Source organism: Alicyclobacillus herbarius DSM 13609 (genome assembly GCF_000430585.1).
Taxonomy (GTDB): domain Bacteria; phylum Bacillota; class Bacilli; order Alicyclobacillales; family Alicyclobacillaceae; genus Alicyclobacillus_G; species Alicyclobacillus_G herbarius.
Genome location: NZ_AUMH01000009.1, coordinates 1 through 16,014, shown reverse-complemented (window position 1 = coordinate 16,014; position 16,014 = coordinate 1). Strand labels below are relative to the sequence as shown.

The window sequence follows — 16,014 nt, the reverse complement described above, 5'->3', positions numbered from 1 at the left end:
AGTGAACGAGACGTGTGGTCATCTGTTGCGGTGCTTCGCGAGCATCTTGGCAACTTGTACTTGATTCGCCGCCTGTCCAGTTTTGAATTCAAGACCGAGCATATGAACGCGTATCTGGGTGTTCTCTGGGAAGTTATCAACCCGCTGATTCAAATTGGTATTTATTGGTTTGTGTTTGGCATCGGCATCCGCCGCGGGCACAGCGTGGATAATGTGCCTTATTTCGTCTGGATGTTGTCCGGCATGGTGGCTTGGTTCTTCTTTAACGCGGCGTTGGGGCAAGGAACGCGGGCCCTGCATTCGCGGCTGCAGACCGTGGCGCGAATGAGTTTTCCAATTAGCGTTGTGCCTACGTTTGTCATCGTGAAGAATCTATATCAGCATTGGATTTTGCTCGGCATTGTCCTGGTCATCTTTACGGCGACCGGACACGCGCCGACACTGTACGTGCTACAACTGGTCTACTTTATGTTTTCCTTGGTCATGCTACTGGTGTCTCTGTCTCTGCTGACGGCCACCCTGGCCACCGTCGTGCGTGACGTTCAGCAGATTGTTCAGTCCATCTTGCGGGTACTCCTGTATTTCACGCCTTTGTTGTGGCCGTCGGATGGGCTGCCGGGTTTGCTTCATAAAGTCATGTTGCTCAATCCGCTCGATTATGTCGTGGAGGGCTACCGAGCTGCTCTCTTGGGGACATGCTGGTATCCGGTTATGCATTGGAAATACACCCTTTATTTCTGGCTATTTGTAGCCGTCGTCTTTATGCTGGGGGCCACGGTGCACATGCAGTTTCGCCACCGTCTCATGGACTATGTATGACCATTGTACGCAACAAGCCTCGCAGCGCACAGGCGTCGATGGACTCGACGCCCGTTGACGGCTTGCATCCGCGTTTTTGTGGCCCGCTCGCATGTCTTGATAACAGCGTCGTGAATCAACACGGGTAGATTCGATGTAGGCTCGTAACGAGTTGATTGCGCTAGGTGCTATAGTTGTGTTGTTGGGAGGTTACGGATGATGATCAAAGTGTATCCGGCAGAGTCCCGTTTTGCGGCCGATCATGGATGGTTAAAGACATACCATAGCTTTTCGTTCGCGAATTATTATGATCCCAACAATACGCGTTTCGGACCCATGCGTGTACTGAATGACGATACGGTGGCTCCGGAAACTGGATTTGGACCGCATCCGCATCGCGAAATGGAAATCGTGTCGATTGTATTAAAAGGGCAATTGCAACACCAAGACAGCACGGGAACGACCGAAGTCATCAAGTGCGGGGACATTCAACGCATGAGCGCGGGCACTGGAGTCGTGCATTCCGAAATGAACCCGTCGGCCACCGAAGAAGTGAACTTTTTGCAACTTTGGTTTGAACCGAATGAAAGAGGATTGACCCCTTCCTATGAACAAATCGCTTACGATGAAGCAAAAATGAAAAATGCCTTATTACCCATCGTGTCGAACCGTTCGTTAGGGGAAAACGTGGCTTATATCCATCAAGACATGACCATGTATCTCTCGGAATTAGAAGCAGCTAAGGCACTGACGTATCGTCAAGAGCCAAATCGGAGAATCTTCCTGTTTGTCATTGAGGGAGACCTGACATTAAATCAGAACATACCTTTAAAAAAACGGGACTCCGCGCGGATTACAGATACCACCGAATTGAACATTCAAACCGATGCGGGTGCACATTTTCTGTTGATTGACCTTTGTTAAACAAACACCGAATGAAACGCCACTTAGTAAACACGCATTTTAACTGTTGCGGAGTAGATTATCAACGTGAACAACGGCAGCCCGTGGTTCATGAATGAGGGTAACGTCAAACCCGCCGAGGATTTCGCGTTCTTAAGGGAGGGAGGCTGTCTCCTTCCCATCTCACGATAGGGCTGGGGACAGCCCACTGGACAGACGTATGCTCCGTTAGCGCGTCCCGTCCGAGGGTGGCCGATAGACAAAAGGTCGCCGTTTGCGTTGACCTGTAAAGGCCTGATGAAACATCTTCAGGAGCGCCCTTTTTTCTAGACGGGAGACATACGACCGGGAGATGCCCAGTTCCTCCGCGACCTCATTTTGTGTCCATTCGCGCCCGTCCGCGAGCGCGAACCGGAGTTCAATCACTTTCCGCTCCCGCTCGTCGAGAATATCCATCAACTTCATCATGTTCCGGATTTCGATCCGTTTATTTACTTCTTCTTCCGTCTCATCCGGTTCGGACCCTAAAACATCTGAAATTGTAATTTCGTTCCCTTCTTTGTCCGTGCCAATGGGGCTGTAAAGGGATACATCTTTACGGGTTTTTTTGAGTGCGCGCAACTGCATTAGGATTTCGTTTTGAATACAGCGCGCCGCGTATGTTGCAAACTTGGTTCCTTTGGCCGGTTGATACGTCTCAACTGCCTTAATCAGGCCAACCGTACCGATGGAGATTAAATCATCGTGATCGATTCCGGAGGAGTCGAACTTCTTGGCGACATGGGCCACCAGGCGCAGGTTGTGTTCGATGAGAGTCTGGTAGGCCTCACGGTCTCCCTGTTGCCACCGCTCGAAATAGGCTTGTTCCTCTTCTTTGGACAACGGTTGTGGGAATGACTGGTTGACGTATCCCGTCACCAGGGTCAGGTCACGCAGAAGCGAAAGGGCGGTATAGGCCAACGATAGCAATCGCGCGACACCTCCGCGTGTGGGGCTCAGGATACGTTAGTGTATGCGGCTTTGTGGGGAATGGTTTGGGCGCAAGTTGACATCAGCATGCGGATGTCTTCTAAGGTCCCAACTATCCTCCGGGCGGTTTCATTATCATCCCGGTTGTATCGTTCGACACTCGTGTGCCTCATGGAGATCACCATTTTTACTGTCCCGATTTGTCGATTTCGATGACGAAACCGAGACACTTTGAAATTCCCGACGGTCGCAGGAGGAATTTCTCGACTTACGTCGAAACCATATCCCTGGTATCCCAATTTGCTCGCTTTGGTAGGTTTGCGAGTCACGTGAAGGAACCAATTCATTTCGTACCACTACCGGTTGTGGTGGAATCTTGGGAGAAGGGGTTGGCGTCTTGCGGTTACGCAAACAGCTGATGGTTTCCGTGAGCGGTGCCCTGGTTGCGGTGTCGGCACTCATCCCGCAGGTCAAGGCGGACACCTTGAGCGAAAAGCAGCAGCGACTCAACCAGTTGCAGTCTCAGGCCAGCCAGGTATCCAGTGAAATTATCCGTCAACAGCAAAAAGCGAATACGATTCAAAGTCAGATTGACAAATATCAAGCGAACATTGACTCGATGAATCAGCAGATTGAAGAGAATCAGAAGCAGGTCGATGAGACCCGCGCAAAATTGGATCGCTTGATGGACCAAATTACCGAAAACAAGAAACAACTCACAGAAGATAAGAAAAAGTTGCAAGAGATACTGCGGGGTGCCTATGAGTACGGACAGGTTCCGTATTTAGAGGTGCTGTTCAAGTCCACCTCCTGGGACGATTTGTTGACTCGTCTGCAGGCGCTTTCGCAGGTATCTCAGAGCGAAAAGCAACTGGCCGACCAGGTAGCTCAACTACAGGTTCAACTACAGGCTCAAGAACGCGAGCAAGAGGCTTCCTTCCGGGAGTTGAGCGCCAAAGTACAACAGTTGCAACAGTTGCGCGACAAGAATGTGGCCTTGCAAAACCAGCAGAAGAAGTCGTTGTTGATGGTGAGCCGTGGGTTGGATTGGCAAAAGTTGCGCCAGGCTCAACTGCAAAATCAAATCAGCTCGACGAAAGATGAAATTAACGCGTTGAAGCAGGAAGCGCAGCGGACAGCCGCTGAGTCGGCGGCAACGGCAACAACAACTTCAACCCCTCATCACCAGTCTTCGGACGGCGGGAATGGCTCATCTTCCCAGCCTTCACAGCCAGCGCCTCCGAGGTCGGCGGTAACGGCAACGACAACTTCGACCCCTCATCACCAGTCTTCGGACGGCGGGAATGGCTCATCCTCTCAGCCTTCACAGCCAGCGTCTCCGAGTCAGCCGCTTGTGTCTGGGAACGGAAGCGACATCGCGGTCTACGCAGAATCGTTTGTAGGCTACCCGTATGTCTGGGGGGCTGCTGGGCCGAATGCCTTCGACTGTTCCGGTTTGGTGATGTACGTCTATCACCGTTTTGGAATCAGCATGCCGCATTCCTCCTACGCGCAATTTGGGATGGGGGAACCGGTGGCAAAATCGAATTTGCAGCCTGGAGACCTGGTCTTCTTTAGCACGGACGGCGCTGGCGCATCCCATGTCGGCATCTACATCGGCGACGGGAATATGGTCAGCGCACAGTCCCCGCGCAGTGGCGTGAAAATCGCGAATATCTTCTCAGGTTATTGGGCTTCGTACTACATAGGCGCTCGGCGAATCGTGCATTGACGAATGGTGAGTTTTTGAGTGCAGCGGCTCATCGACTCAGCACAGTCGGCATCGCATGGGGCAAGGAGCAAGGGCGGCTTGGCGTATCCCTTTCGGGATGCCGGGCCGCCTTAGCCTTGTCGTAGGATGTAAGCCAAGTGTTGCGCAATCACGCGATGGCCCGTATTGTTTGGGTGAATGGGCAGGTTGGCTGTGGTCAGGACGTCTTCCAGCCGTCCGGTGCGATAATGCGCGATAAGCTCTTTCTCACGGCCCGCAAACCAGGTATGGACAGGCACCAAGCCGGCCTTTGCACGATGAGCGACCGTTGCGGTGACTTGGTTTAACGCGCTGATGGCCTCCACCGCGGGTGGGGAGTTGGGAAACGGGTTGTATTGTGTGCAAAGGAAAATTCGCGCTTGACTCACCTGGTGAATGTAGCGGCACAACACGCTGACGTGAAGTGCATAGGTGCGAAGCGATGCCGCTACGACTGTACGCGGAGCCCCTTGAAGCAGACGCAATCCGGCGTAGGCCAAGTCATCGCCCCCTACCCAGATGATGACTGAGGCAGACTGCGCGAGTGGATCTGGTGGATTATCCATGACAGCGGCGGCCAGGGAGGCACTTGTCCATCCGGGTTCTGCAAGCACGTGGCCGGATGTTGGATGGCCGGTCTGACTCAGCAGCGTGGCGGTCAATGCAGGGTATGCTTTGCTTGGGGATGTGGCTGCCTCACCGGCGGTGATGGAGTCCCCGAGAGTTGTAAACCAGTGCATACGGTTCGCCTCCTGGCCTCATTGAATGTTGAAATCCTAGATGACGATCACGACACGTGAACGGGGGCAACAGGAAATCTACGCCAGAGGCCAGGCGTGGACGTATCGCGCGCATACGTACCGGTGAGGTCTAGCCACGGATTGATCATTCTTGGGGAGGCAAGCGGCATGGAGAACGCGAATCAGGCAAACAGGCTTCCGCCAGGACAATTTTTGACAGAGAAGTGGCCGGTCTTGCACGTGGGAGAGGTGCCGCACGTGGATCTGGCCACGTGGGATTTTCACATCTTTGGCTGTGTGAAGGCGCCCAAACGGTTGACTTGGTCTGAATTTCTGGCACTGCCGAAGACAGAGTCTGTATCGGATATCCATTGCGTCACCCATTGGTCGCGCTACGATAACCGGTGGGAGGGAGTGGCCTTTCGCGACGTGATGCGGTTGGTCGACGTGGACCCGTCCGCAGAGTACGTCTTGGTTCACGGGGAACAGGGGTACACGGCTAATCTCACGTTGGACGACTTGCTCCAGAATGATGTACTGTTTGCCTACCGCCACGAGGGACGCGAACTTACTCCGGAGCACGGTTGGCCCCTGCGGCTCGTCGTCCCCCATTTGTATTTCTGGAAGAGTGTCAAGTGGGTGCGCGGGATTGAGTTTCTGACCCAGGATAAGCCTGGCTTTTGGGAGCAATACGGATACCACCTGTACGGGGACCCTTGGCGCGAGCAGCGTTTTCGGGACGACCCGGAGTGGTTGGGGACCGGCCCTACGACCGACGACTACTATCGGACCATTCGGTCGCGTGTTCGCCGGGGGATGGTTCCGCCGCGCTGACGCTAGTGGGTGAATTCCACGGCGAATTCGGAGAGGTCCGAGGCGAGTTCGGTCGCGGGGAAAATCGCCCGCGCGTCTTCGAGTAGTCGCTGCTCGGCACGTTCGTCATAGCGGGAGCTGAGATGGGTGAGAATCAACCGTTTCACCCGCGCTCGTTTTGCCAGCCTGGCCGCATCCAGGTTCGTGCTATGCTGATGCATGTGCGCTAGGGCGGCGTCGCGGGCATCGTACGTCGCTTCATGGATGAGGACATCCGCATGGGCGGCCAATTCATCCGCCTGGGAACAAGGGCTTGTGTCCCCGAGAAGGGCGACGACGCGGCCGGGTATGGGCGGATCGACAAACTCCTTGCCATTGATGGCGCGCCCGTCAGGCAAGGTGACGGTTTTACCCTGTTTGAGCTCTTTATAAACTGGTCCGGGAGGGATGTTCAGGGCTTCGAGCTTGTCATGGCGCAGTCGTCCTGGCCGGGGCGGTTCTTCAATCCGGTATCCGAAGCAGGGCAGGCCATGTTGGAGGGGTTGGACGTGAATTGTAAACCCGTCTACGGTCAGCGTTTGTCCATTCTTTAGCTCAACCACCTGCAAGGGATAGGTCAGGTGGGTGCCGCTGCTCTTAAGGCTCACTTCCAGGTAGCGTTCGAGACCCGGAGGGCCATAGAGGCAAAGCGGACGGTCAGGGGCCTGGAAAGACCGGCTGGACAAAAGCCCGGGTAGGCCGTAGAGATGATCCCCGTGCAGATGGGTGATGAATACCCTCGTCAGTTTCGCCAGGCGGATGGGACTCTCCAGGACGCGGTGCTGAGTCCCTTCGCCACAGTCAAACATCCAAATTTGTCCAAGTTTAGGTTCGAGGCGGAGACAGATGGACGTCACATTCCGCCGCTTACTGGGAATCCCCGCCCCGGTGCCGAGAAAGTAGATGTGCATGTCCATTCCTCCAATGCCGCCGTAAATTCTAAGGTTTCTTGACGGAGTCATACAAATCCGAAAAGGAGGCACGAAAAATTGCCAAGTGTCTACGTGACCCGTCGCCTGCCGGAAGAGGTTTTGACGCGCCTGTCCACGGCCGTTCGACTCTCATTCTACCCGAACGAAGACGTGCCCGTTCCGAAATCCGAATTGCTCGCGCGTGTTCAAGGTGTAGACGGAATTTTGAGCCTGCTTACGGATAAAATTGATGCCGAGGTGATGGATGCGGCTGGGCCGCAACTGAAGGTCATTGCCAACCTGGCGGTGGGATATGACAACATCGATATCGGGGAGGCAGAGCGGCGCGGCATCTACGTGACGAACACTCCGGATGTATTGACCGAGACGACCGCGGATTTAACGTTTGCCCTACTGATGGCGGCCGCCAGGCGCCTATTGGACGCAGAACGGAGCCTGCGCCAAGGTGAGTGGCGGGCCTGGAGCCTGATGGCCTATACTGGGGTGGACGTATATGGAAAATGCTTGGGCATCGTCGGCATGGGCCGGATTGGCGAGGCGGTGGCGCGCCGGGCGCAAGGTTTTGGTATGCGCATCCTGTATACCAACCGACACCGCCGGCCGCATGCGGAAGAAGCGTATGGGGCGACCTATTGTAGCTTTGAAGAGCTCTTGGCGCAGGCTGATTTTGTGGTCGCCTTGGCCCCTTTGACGCCAGAGACGCGGGGGATGTTCAATCGAGACGCTTTTCGCCGCATGAAGCCGAATGCCGTGTTCGTCAATACGGCGCGCGGACCGATTGTCGATGAAGCCGCCTTGGTGGAGGCATTGACGAATCGGCAGATCTTTGCCGCCGGATTGGATGTATTCCAGGAGGAACCGCTTTCGTTAGACCATCCGCTCATGCAGTTGGATAACGTAGTGCTGCTGCCGCACATCGGATCCGCGAGTATTGACACGCGCCTCGCGATGGCCCATCTGGCCGTAGACAACCTGTTGGCGGTGCTGAATGGGCAACCAGCAAAAACCCCCGTGCGTGCGCCGTAGGTTTCCCAACGGTTCGCGGATTAGCAGCAGTAGTGGCGCCGTCGAGTGTTAAGCTGGCGCTCGTCTCGGTCCGGGAAGTCGTCCGGATCGCCCTCGTCTGGGCTGAGCATGTGGCGCCCCCGCCCATGGTCTTCTTTGCCGGAGGATGCCTTGCTGTCCGGCGCTCCGGGAACGGCGGATGCGTTTTCGAAGGTACCAAAGACCACCGGTTTTCCGTGTTCAACCATTAGACGCCCTTTAGCAAACACGTGTTGAATCTGAAACTTCTCGTCCGTAAGCACAAGGTCTGCATCGAGGCCGGGGTGAATCATCCCTTTGTGGCCGAGTTTGAGCACGCGAGCGACGTGGCGGGTGACAATTCCGACAGCCGTCTCAATCGGAATCTCTTCCTCGACGATGGCGTCCCGCGTCTCCTCCCACAGGGTTGCGATCGATCCGATGCCCATGGCCACCAGTTTTCCCCGGTCATCAAAGATGGGTGAGCTGCCGTTGCTGTCCGAACTCATGGTGATCAGCCCCGGGCGGACACCCGCGTCCAGCAGCTGGCGGAGGGCCTTAGCGGGTTTGACAGAAATGTGGTCGTGTTCATCCGGTCGGATGCCGGATGTAACGTCCACAAAGCCGCCTTGTTTCCCATAGCGGATTGCCTCCCGGAGTAAATCGGGATTGCGGTTGAGGTGGGTGGGGACAAACACAGAATGGGGCAATTCGGTCTGCGCCAAGACCTCAAACAAGATGTCCAGCTTCGAGTCATCGTCCCCTACGTGCAGATGAACGACGCCGGCCTTGCCCGCGAGCAGCCCGCCAACTCGTGCTTCACTGGCCAATTCCGCAATCTCGTGCCGGGTTGGGTGGCTGGAACGCGAATCGGAAATCGCGATTTCACCGACGCCAATCACCTTATCGATGAGCACGATGTCGGACCGGGGCATCCCTGTAATCGTGCGCGTCGGAACCTGATACGCACCACAGTAGATGTAGGTGGTGATGCCTTCAAAGTCTAATCCGTTCGCCTTAGCCAAGAGCTCCCGCGTCGTGCGCGTGACGCCGTCCGTTCCGAGGACGCCAACGGCGGTGGTGACACCTGCGGTGGTCAGGTGGCTGAGCGCAATTTCCGGCGTTCGGTAGTGAAAACCGCCCTCGCCACCACCGCCGGCCATGTGGACATGCTGATCAATCAATCCGGGAAAGGCATATAATCCTCGCCCGTCCAACTCTTGAATCTCCGGTACCGCGCCGTGTAGTGACAGGTCGTCTGCGACGGCAATAATCTGTCGCCCGGCCAAAAGAATATCCTTATCTCCCAACGGCATCGGAGCATACACCGTCGCGCCTTTGATGAGGGTCAGCAGCGACAAACCGGGATCCCTCCTGTAAATGGATGGTTCATCGTGTGTAGCTTACCCGTGTACGGACGGATCGAACCGTGGATGCGGGCAAGCTGACAATGGGGACAAGACGTGTCGCCTCGTCCGTCGGTCATACTGTTATTTTGCGGTGCGGGTGCAGGCATCACTTGCTGAACCCGCGGAATGACCTGGGGTTTTTCCGAGTGAAACCAATGGTGACCAATTCCTTGTGGATGACCACGGTGTTCGGAATGATGCCCAGGCGTGTAGCGGTAGCCGGATCGAGCGTCGGCACCCAGGGTGCGGTTGGTCGTCAACCTTCCAATCGGATGGGCCATGTCAGTATGCAAGGCGATTTGGATTCGCTAACGTAGACGTAGTTGCTCTAGGAATTGTTTCATTCCCATTTCAATTTCGGACAGGGGCGAAGGTTTACAATGCAAAGTGTATTTTTTGCCTTATTACATCGGCTGCGTTCAACCATGCGTTGGAGTGGGATGATGGCCTTGCAGACCGAGGATGTGGCGCAGCACTGCTTTGGCGTCGCGTTGATTGCACATGCGTTGTGCGTGATCGATGAAGTGGTATATGGGCAGAAAACCGACGTCGGTAAGGTGATAGCGGCCTCCCTGTATCACGACGCTTCGGAGGCCATTCTGACCGATGTCGTGGCCCCGGTGAAGAAATATAACGACGAGGTAGCCGAAACGTTCGCTCGTTTGGAGCACATTGCCGAAAAACAGTTGCTTGACACCCTTCCACAAGAGCTGCAGGCTGCATACACTTCCGCGTTCGACCGCACGGATGAGCAGGTTGCGTCTTATGTTCATGCCGCAGACAAACTGGACGCGTTATGCAAGTGCAAACTTGAGGTCCGGCGCGGCAATCAAGAGTTTGCCGTAGCGGCGCGTCAAATTGAGGCTCAAGTGCAGGCGATGGCGGAGAGTATGCCGGCTGTCCAATATTTCATGGAACGGTTTTTGCCGGCGTTTGAGCACAGTATTGATGAGTATCGGTATCTGCAATAGATGGGGAGAAAACAAATGGGGGGAGCGGTGCATAGCTCCCTCCTTTTGCTCGGGAACGTTTGGGCTCTTACTTCGCCGCTTCGTACCGGCGATTGACCTCGGCCCAGTTGACGATGTTCCAGAACGCCGCGATGTAGTCAGGGCGCTTGTTTTGATACTTCAGGTAGTAGGCGTGCTCCCAGACGTCCAGGCCCAAAATTGGAGTTTTGCCCTCCATGTACGGGCTGTCCTGGTTCGGGGTGCTGATGATTTCGAGCTTCCCGCCATTGACAACCAACCACGCCCAGCCGCTGCCAAACCGCCCAGCGGCTGCCTTCGAAAATTCATCCTTAAACTTTTCGAAGCTGCCAAAGGTGGAGTTGATGGCGTCCGCTACGGCTCCAGTCGGCTGGCCACCGCCGTTCGGGCTGAGGATCTCCCAGAACAAGCTGTGGTTGGCGTGCCCGCCCCCGTTGTTGCGAACCGCTGTGCGGATGGACTCCGGAACAGAGTTGATGCCCTTCAGAAGGTCCTCAATGCTTTTTTCCTGCAACTCTGGATGCCCCTCAAGGGCGGCATTGAGGTTATTCACATATGTTCCGTGGTGACGGTCATGATGGATTTCCATGGTCAAAGCATCAATATGCGGTTCCAAAGCGTCGAACGCATACGGAAGAGGTGGCAATTGGTGAGCCATGACAATCCCTCCTATGTAGTGTAATGGGTGCAAGCTTCACCACCCATCTTACCGCAACGGACAGACTATTTCCACCGAGTCGGAAACTTTGCTCGCGGACAGACCGAATTGCCCGGGGCCGGTATTGATGGTATACATAGAAAGAAGTGGACAACGGATTCCGTGCGTCCAGCGAAGAGTAAGTAAATTGTACAGGTGGGTGAACAGTTTGACACTGTTGCAGGGAAAAAACATCCTGGTGATGGGGGTCGCGAACAAGCGCAGCATCGCCTGGGGAGTCGCCAAGTCGGCGTACCGATATGGTGCTCGGTTGGTGTTTACGTGCTTAAGCGAGCGCGAACGCGGAAAAATTCAAGAACTTCTGGACGAAGCCATGCCGAATGAGGAGTTCCCAATCGTTCAGTGTGATGTCAGCGATGATGAACAGTTGGACAAAGCGTTTGCTGAAATCGGCGAACGGGTCGGCGTTTTGCATGGATTGGCGCACTGCATTGCCTTTGCCAAAGGCGAAGAGTTGCAAGGGGAGTATGTGAATACCTCTCGGGACGGGTACCTGCTTGCGCAAAACATCAGCGCCTATTCGTTTGTGGCGTCCGCTCGGCGAGCGCGGCCGCTGATGAAAGAGGGCGGTTCCTTGGTTACCTTAACCTATCTCGGCGGGGAACGCGTCGTGGAAAGCTACAATGTGATGGGTGTCGCGAAAGCCGCTTTGGACGCCAGCATGCGCTATCTCGCCAAGGATTTGGGCAAGGACAACATTCGCGTCAACGCCATCAGCTCCGGCCCCGTGCGCACCGTATCCGCGAAGGGTGTGCACGGATTCGATAAGATGCTGCACGTGTTGGCCGAGCGTGCCCCATTAGGACGCGCGACCGATCCGGAAGAGGTCGGTGATGTGGCGACTTTCCTGTTTTCAGACCTGTCTCGCAACGTGACGGGTGAGGTCATCCACGTCGACGCCGGCTATCATATCATCGGGGTTTAACGAGTCGGTGTTGAACAGACCCAATGATTCGGAGAGGGTGGATGCGACTTAGTCCACCCTCTCTGCCATCTCGGCCGACCGACATCCTACGGCTTGCCGGAGGTGGTCAAATCCGTCCCTTTCCAGTAGCTTGGGAAGTTCCTCGACAATGTTCCGGACAAGCCCGGGACCTTGATAGATGAATCCCGTATAAATCTGAATCAGGCTTGCGCCAGCGCAGATTTTTTCGTACGCGTCGAAGGCTGAGGAAACGCCGCCGCAGCCGATGATGGGGACGGTTTGTCCAATCGCTTGGTATAACAGGGAGACAACCTGTGTCGAACGGCTGCGCAGAGGCTTGCCGCTAAGTCCGCCGCTCTCGCTCTGATGCACCGACGATAACCCGTCTCGACGAATGGTGGTATTGGTGGCAATCAACCCGTCAATCCCGATTTCAGTCAATCGTTTTGCCAGTTGCACGAGTGCGTCATCCGCCAAGTCTGGGGACAATTTCACCAGCACCGGTGGGCGATGTGCAGCCAAGGCGTTACTGGCTTGATGCAGCTCGTCCCGTTTCCTCAGTACGGTTTCGGCCAACGGAAGCAAAGACGCTTCCGCCTGCAGGTCGCGAAGCCCCGGCGTATTCGGCGAGCTTACGTTGATCACGATGTAGTCGGCCAAGGGATAGACGGTTTCCATCGAAAGCAGGTAGTCTTCTGCGGCCAATTCGTTGGGTGTGGTCTTGTTGCGGCCGCAGTTCACCCCAATAATGCCGCGCCGGCGCCGGCGCAGAAGGTTTTTGCGCAACGACGCTGCGCCTTGGTTGTTGAACCCCATGCGGTTAATTAGGGCTTCATCTTCCCGCAGCCGGAATAGACGCGGTTTGGCGTTCCCGGGTTGGGGACGCGGTGTCACGGTCCCCACTTCTAGAAACGAAAACCCGCACGCCAACAATCCATCGATGGCGATCCCGTCCTTGTCTAGGCCTGCCGCCAAGCCAACGGGATGTGAAAATTTGTATCCCCACAAAGTCTGCGAGAGCTGTGGGGCTGGGGAAGGGGAGCTCGCAAAGAGCCGGGCGACACTGGGCATCAAGGACAAGGTATGTAGGGTGATTTTATGGGCGAGTTCCGGTTCCAACCGGAATAGTACTCGGCGCAGGAAAGAGTACATGACAGCCTCCTGGGATCACGTTTATACGCGCATCTTCGTGTTCCAATATACGTGGTACGACCGAAATTGACAAATCTCGATGGGAGATGCGATTGTGGGTTTGATTTATCTGAATAACACATCTATAATGATGGTATTAAGCAGTCATCCTGTTTTTTTTACTCGAAAGGAGAGAACCTATGGCTGGGTCAACTTCGTTCAAGAAAAAGTTGAACCTGCTCGACCTCACATTTCTAGGGGTGGGGTCCATCGTCGGTTCTGGCTGGCTGTTCGCAGCGCAAGGCGCTGCCGTCTATGCTGGACCAAGCGCCTGGCTGGCGTGGGTTATCGCAGCAGTGGCATTCATTTTACTTGGTCTCACATATGCCGAATTAGGTGGTATGCTGCCTCGGGCTGGGGGATTTGTTCGATATCCGAACTACACCCATGGAAGTTTGACCGGCTACTTGACCGGGTTTGCGGCCATGCTGGCATACTCCAGCGTAGCCGGCGTGGAAGTGGAGGCGGTGCGCGGGTATGCTTCGCGTTGGCTGCCGGCGCTGGCTACGAGCAGCGGTGGTCCCTCCGTGTGGGGGTATATTTTAGAGATCGCGCTCTTGGTCGTCTTTTTTTTACTGAATTATTGGAGTGTCAACGTATTTGGTAAAGTCAATTCTATCGTAACCGCCATCAAATTCATCGTCCCGCTTTTAACGTTAATCGTACTCCTTTTCAGCTTTCACGGAGGCAACTATTCGGTCGGCGGAGCGAGTCCGGGTGGATTCAAAGGCGTTATGCAGGCGGTCGCCGTATCGGGCATTGCGTTTGCCTTTCTGGGTTGGCGGCAGGCGGTCGACTTTGGCTCTGAAGCGAAGAATCCGCAGCGGCACATTCCCTTGGCGATTATCCTCGCCATTTCGGTCAGCGCACTACTTTATATCGCTTTGCAGTTGGTGTTTATCGGCGCGGTTCCGCCAGACGTGCTGGCGAAATCCGGTGGTTGGGCGCACCTGAAGTTCTCTGAAGCGCCGTATGCAGAACTGGCGACTTCGCTCGGCATGTTGTGGTTGGCCAATGTCTTGTTTATCGATGCCGTGATATCTCCGTCGGGAACGGGTAACATTTACGTCTCAGGCACGACGCGCGTTCTGTTTGCCTGGGCCAAGACGGGGTTGTTCTACTCGCTGTTTGGCAAGGTCGACCGCAGAACCGGCATTCCCCGCGGCGCTCTGTGGCTTTCGGTTATTCTGGCGATTGTCTGGGTATTGCCCGAGAATTACAGCGTCTGGGGCGGCTTGGTCGGTGCGGTGACCGGCGCCACGGTATTGACCTATGTGTGCGGCCCTATATCGGCTGCGTCTTTACGCAGGACTTCGCCGGACATCCATCGTCCGTTTCGGCTGGCGGGTCTGTCGGTGATTGCGCCTCTGGCCTTTATTGCGGGCTCTTTCATCATCTACTGGGGCGGTTGGAATAACAACAGCATTCTGATTGGGATGACGTTGGCCTCGCTCGTCTTGTACTTTGCCTTCATGGATCGCGACGCGAGTTGGCATCAGAAATTGAAATCCGAGTGGCGGGCCGGAATTTGGTTGGTTGTATACTACGTCTTCATGATGGTCATGTCCTACATTGGTTCCTTCGGTCCCATGAAACAGCCCATCATCCCGTACGGATGGGACCTCTTGGTTGTGGCGATTGGTGCGCTCCTCATCTACTACTGGGCCGTTGCCAGCGCGTTGCCTCAACCCGTGATTGATAGTGACGATGAAGAGGATCTAGCCGTGAAAGCAGCTAACGTATAACACGTAGACGTCATTTTCGACGTGCGGTCCCGGGCACTGCCTGTGGGCCGCACTTTTGTGTGCAGGACGTGGTCTTGTGAAACTTCAATGGTGTTGGGAAACGTCAATCTGAAGAAACTTCAATGGTGACCTTGTAACACTGCGGCAAGGGTTGACGTCTAATCAGTTGACACGGGGGGTGTGGCATCGCTTGTTTGAGGCTTCTGACACCCCGCAAGTCAACCCGGTTCGTGTACTTGACGAGTGGATGCACCTTTACGGCCAGGATGTGCTGAATCTTGCCTACTCTTATGTCCGTGACTATCATCAGGCGGAAGATATTACGCAAGACGTGTTCCTTCGTGCATTTGCCAAAATGAGCACGTTTCGTGGAGAAAGCAGTGTAAAGACGTGGCTTTTGACGATAACAGCCAATCGATGCAAGGACCATCTCCGGTCCTGGCCGGTTCAACGAGTCGTGGCGGACGAAGAGTATCTCAACCTCGTGACCGCAGACGATACGCCGGAACAAGCAGTCGCGCGCAAACTTTAGAGGGACTCGTTATGGGCGGCGGTTCATTCATTGCCCGAAAAATACTCTGAGGTGTTGATTCTCTTCTATCGCCACGAATTAACGAGTCAAGAAATTGCTCAAGTCTTGAATACGACGGATCAAAACATTCGTACGCGTTTGCATCGTGGGAGAGCGATGTTGAAGCGTCTTCTGGAGGGGGATGGGAGTCTGTGAAACACAGATTCCGCGCCTAAGAATCGGCTCTTGACTGGAAACTCAATATCTTGCCTTGATACAGCAACCCTGCTCTCCGCCGTTCCCTTTATATGGTTCTATGAAAGTGCGATCATTTGGAAATTTGATCGGATTTGGAAACGCCGGGCGTGCTGACGCAATCGCCCATCAGGCCGATTTTTTCGCAACTCCAAAGATGCTCAGGTCCATATCCAGGAAAGACAGTACCCGTTCCAACTGTGGCTCAAGATGGGTATTGGTGATTCGATGGCGTTCACCATGAATTTCAATATCCATCGTGCAGATCCCCTCGAACATGTCGATCACGGAGATACCCGTGGGT

At 55.0% G+C, this 16,014-nt stretch carries 15 protein-coding genes and 2 pseudogenes; 10 read left to right on the top strand and 7 right to left on the bottom strand.

Annotated features, from left to right (window positions below):
* Positions 1 to 12 precede the first annotated feature (12 nt).
* Both H522_RS0107345 and H522_RS0107340 read left to right on the top strand, forming a co-directional pair.
* Positions 13 to 819 (top strand): ABC transporter permease, encoded by an 807-nt coding sequence (locus tag H522_RS0107345; protein WP_026961835.1) that lies wholly within the window; start codon positions 13 to 15, stop codon positions 817 to 819.
* Positions 820 to 1,017: 198 nt separating this feature from the next.
* Positions 1,018 to 1,722 carry a pirin family protein gene (locus H522_RS0107340; RefSeq protein ID WP_026961834.1) on the top strand — a complete coding sequence of 235 codons (705 nt, stop codon included), beginning with the start codon at positions 1,018 to 1,020 and terminating at the stop codon, positions 1,720 to 1,722.
* A 207-nt stretch (positions 1,723 to 1,929) separates the two neighbouring features.
* On the opposite strand, the gene sigK is transcribed toward H522_RS0107340, so the two are convergent.
* Positions 1,930 to 2,670, bottom strand: coding sequence for an RNA polymerase sporulation sigma factor SigK (gene sigK, locus H522_RS18125; protein WP_051344010.1), 741 nt, complete (start codon positions 2,668 to 2,670; stop codon positions 1,930 to 1,932).
* Positions 2,671 to 3,067: 397 nt separating this feature from the next.
* Here sigK and H522_RS22320 point away from each other — a divergent pair, with 397 nt between their 5' ends.
* Entirely contained in the window at positions 3,068 to 4,402 is a 1,335-nt protein-coding gene (locus H522_RS22320; RefSeq protein WP_051344009.1) for a C40 family peptidase, read from the top strand.
* Positions 4,403 to 4,512: 110 nt separating this feature from the next.
* On the opposite strand, the gene H522_RS0107325 is transcribed toward H522_RS22320, so the two are convergent.
* On the bottom strand, positions 4,513 to 5,160 hold the full coding sequence (locus H522_RS0107325) for an SGNH/GDSL hydrolase family protein (RefSeq protein ID WP_026961833.1): 648 nt from the start codon (positions 5,158 to 5,160) through the stop codon (positions 4,513 to 4,515).
* Positions 5,161 to 5,328: 168 nt separating this feature from the next.
* Between H522_RS0107325 and H522_RS0107320 the strand changes: the two genes are divergently transcribed.
* A complete protein-coding gene (locus H522_RS0107320; protein WP_026961832.1) occupies positions 5,329 to 5,994 on the top strand; it encodes a sulfite oxidase-like oxidoreductase in 666 nt (221 codons plus the stop codon).
* A 2-nt stretch (positions 5,995 to 5,996) separates the two neighbouring features.
* Here the strand turns inward: H522_RS0107320 and rnz are convergent, their stop codons facing one another.
* Entirely contained in the window at positions 5,997 to 6,923 is a 927-nt protein-coding gene (gene rnz / locus H522_RS0107315) for a ribonuclease Z (protein ID WP_026961831.1), read from the bottom strand.
* A 78-nt stretch (positions 6,924 to 7,001) separates the two neighbouring features.
* On the opposite strand from rnz, the gene H522_RS0107310 reads away from it, so the two are divergent.
* Entirely contained in the window at positions 7,002 to 7,970 is a 969-nt protein-coding gene (locus H522_RS0107310) for a 2-hydroxyacid dehydrogenase (RefSeq protein ID WP_026961830.1), read from the top strand.
* 20 nt (positions 7,971 to 7,990) lie between these two features.
* Here H522_RS0107310 and iadA read toward each other — a convergent pair whose 3' ends face one another.
* Positions 7,991 to 9,328 carry a beta-aspartyl-peptidase gene (gene iadA / locus H522_RS0107305; RefSeq protein WP_035453016.1) on the bottom strand — a complete coding sequence of 446 codons (1,338 nt, stop codon included), beginning with the start codon at positions 9,326 to 9,328 and terminating at the stop codon, positions 7,991 to 7,993.
* Positions 9,329 to 9,522: 194 nt separating this feature from the next.
* Here iadA and H522_RS21465 point away from each other — a divergent pair, with 194 nt between their 5' ends.
* Together H522_RS21465 and yfbR are read left to right on the top strand one after the other, a co-directional pair.
* The gene (locus tag H522_RS21465; protein WP_155836259.1) at positions 9,523 to 9,693 is read left to right on the top strand and encodes a hypothetical protein; all 171 of its coding nucleotides are present in this window, start codon (positions 9,523 to 9,525) and stop codon (positions 9,691 to 9,693) included.
* A 63-nt stretch (positions 9,694 to 9,756) separates the two neighbouring features.
* Positions 9,757 to 10,347: a 5'-deoxynucleotidase gene (yfbR, locus tag H522_RS0107300; protein ID WP_026961828.1), complete on the top strand. Its 591-nt coding sequence runs from the start codon at positions 9,757 to 9,759 to the stop codon at positions 10,345 to 10,347.
* Positions 10,348 to 10,414: 67 nt separating this feature from the next.
* Here yfbR and H522_RS0107295 read toward each other — a convergent pair whose 3' ends face one another.
* Complete coding sequence (locus H522_RS0107295; protein WP_026961827.1) at positions 10,415 to 11,023, bottom strand: superoxide dismutase; 609 nt, start codon at positions 11,021 to 11,023, stop codon at positions 10,415 to 10,417.
* A gap of 241 nt (positions 11,024 to 11,264) precedes the next feature.
* Between H522_RS0107295 and fabI the strand changes: the two genes are divergently transcribed.
* Entirely contained in the window at positions 11,265 to 12,008 is a 744-nt protein-coding gene (fabI, locus tag H522_RS0107290) for an enoyl-ACP reductase FabI (RefSeq protein ID WP_420535275.1), read from the top strand.
* 48 nt (positions 12,009 to 12,056) lie between these two features.
* Here the strand turns inward: fabI and pyrD are convergent, their stop codons facing one another.
* Complete coding sequence (gene pyrD, locus H522_RS18115) at positions 12,057 to 13,160, bottom strand: dihydroorotate dehydrogenase (quinone) (RefSeq protein ID WP_051344007.1); 1,104 nt, start codon at positions 13,158 to 13,160, stop codon at positions 12,057 to 12,059.
* Between the two features lie 179 nt (positions 13,161 to 13,339).
* Between pyrD and H522_RS0107280 the strand changes: the two genes are divergently transcribed.
* Together H522_RS0107280 and H522_RS18110 are read left to right on the top strand one after the other, a co-directional pair.
* On the top strand, positions 13,340 to 14,944 hold the full coding sequence (locus H522_RS0107280; protein WP_026961825.1) for an APC family permease: 1,605 nt from the start codon (positions 13,340 to 13,342) through the stop codon (positions 14,942 to 14,944).
* A gap of 247 nt (positions 14,945 to 15,191) precedes the next feature.
* A pseudogene (locus H522_RS18110) lies at positions 15,192 to 15,671 on the top strand (sigma-70 family RNA polymerase sigma factor).
* A 168-nt stretch (positions 15,672 to 15,839) separates the two neighbouring features.
* On the opposite strand, the pseudogene H522_RS22505 reads toward H522_RS18110, so the two are convergent.
* A pseudogene (locus H522_RS22505) lies at positions 15,840 to 16,014 on the bottom strand (IS1634 family transposase); the annotation flags it as partial.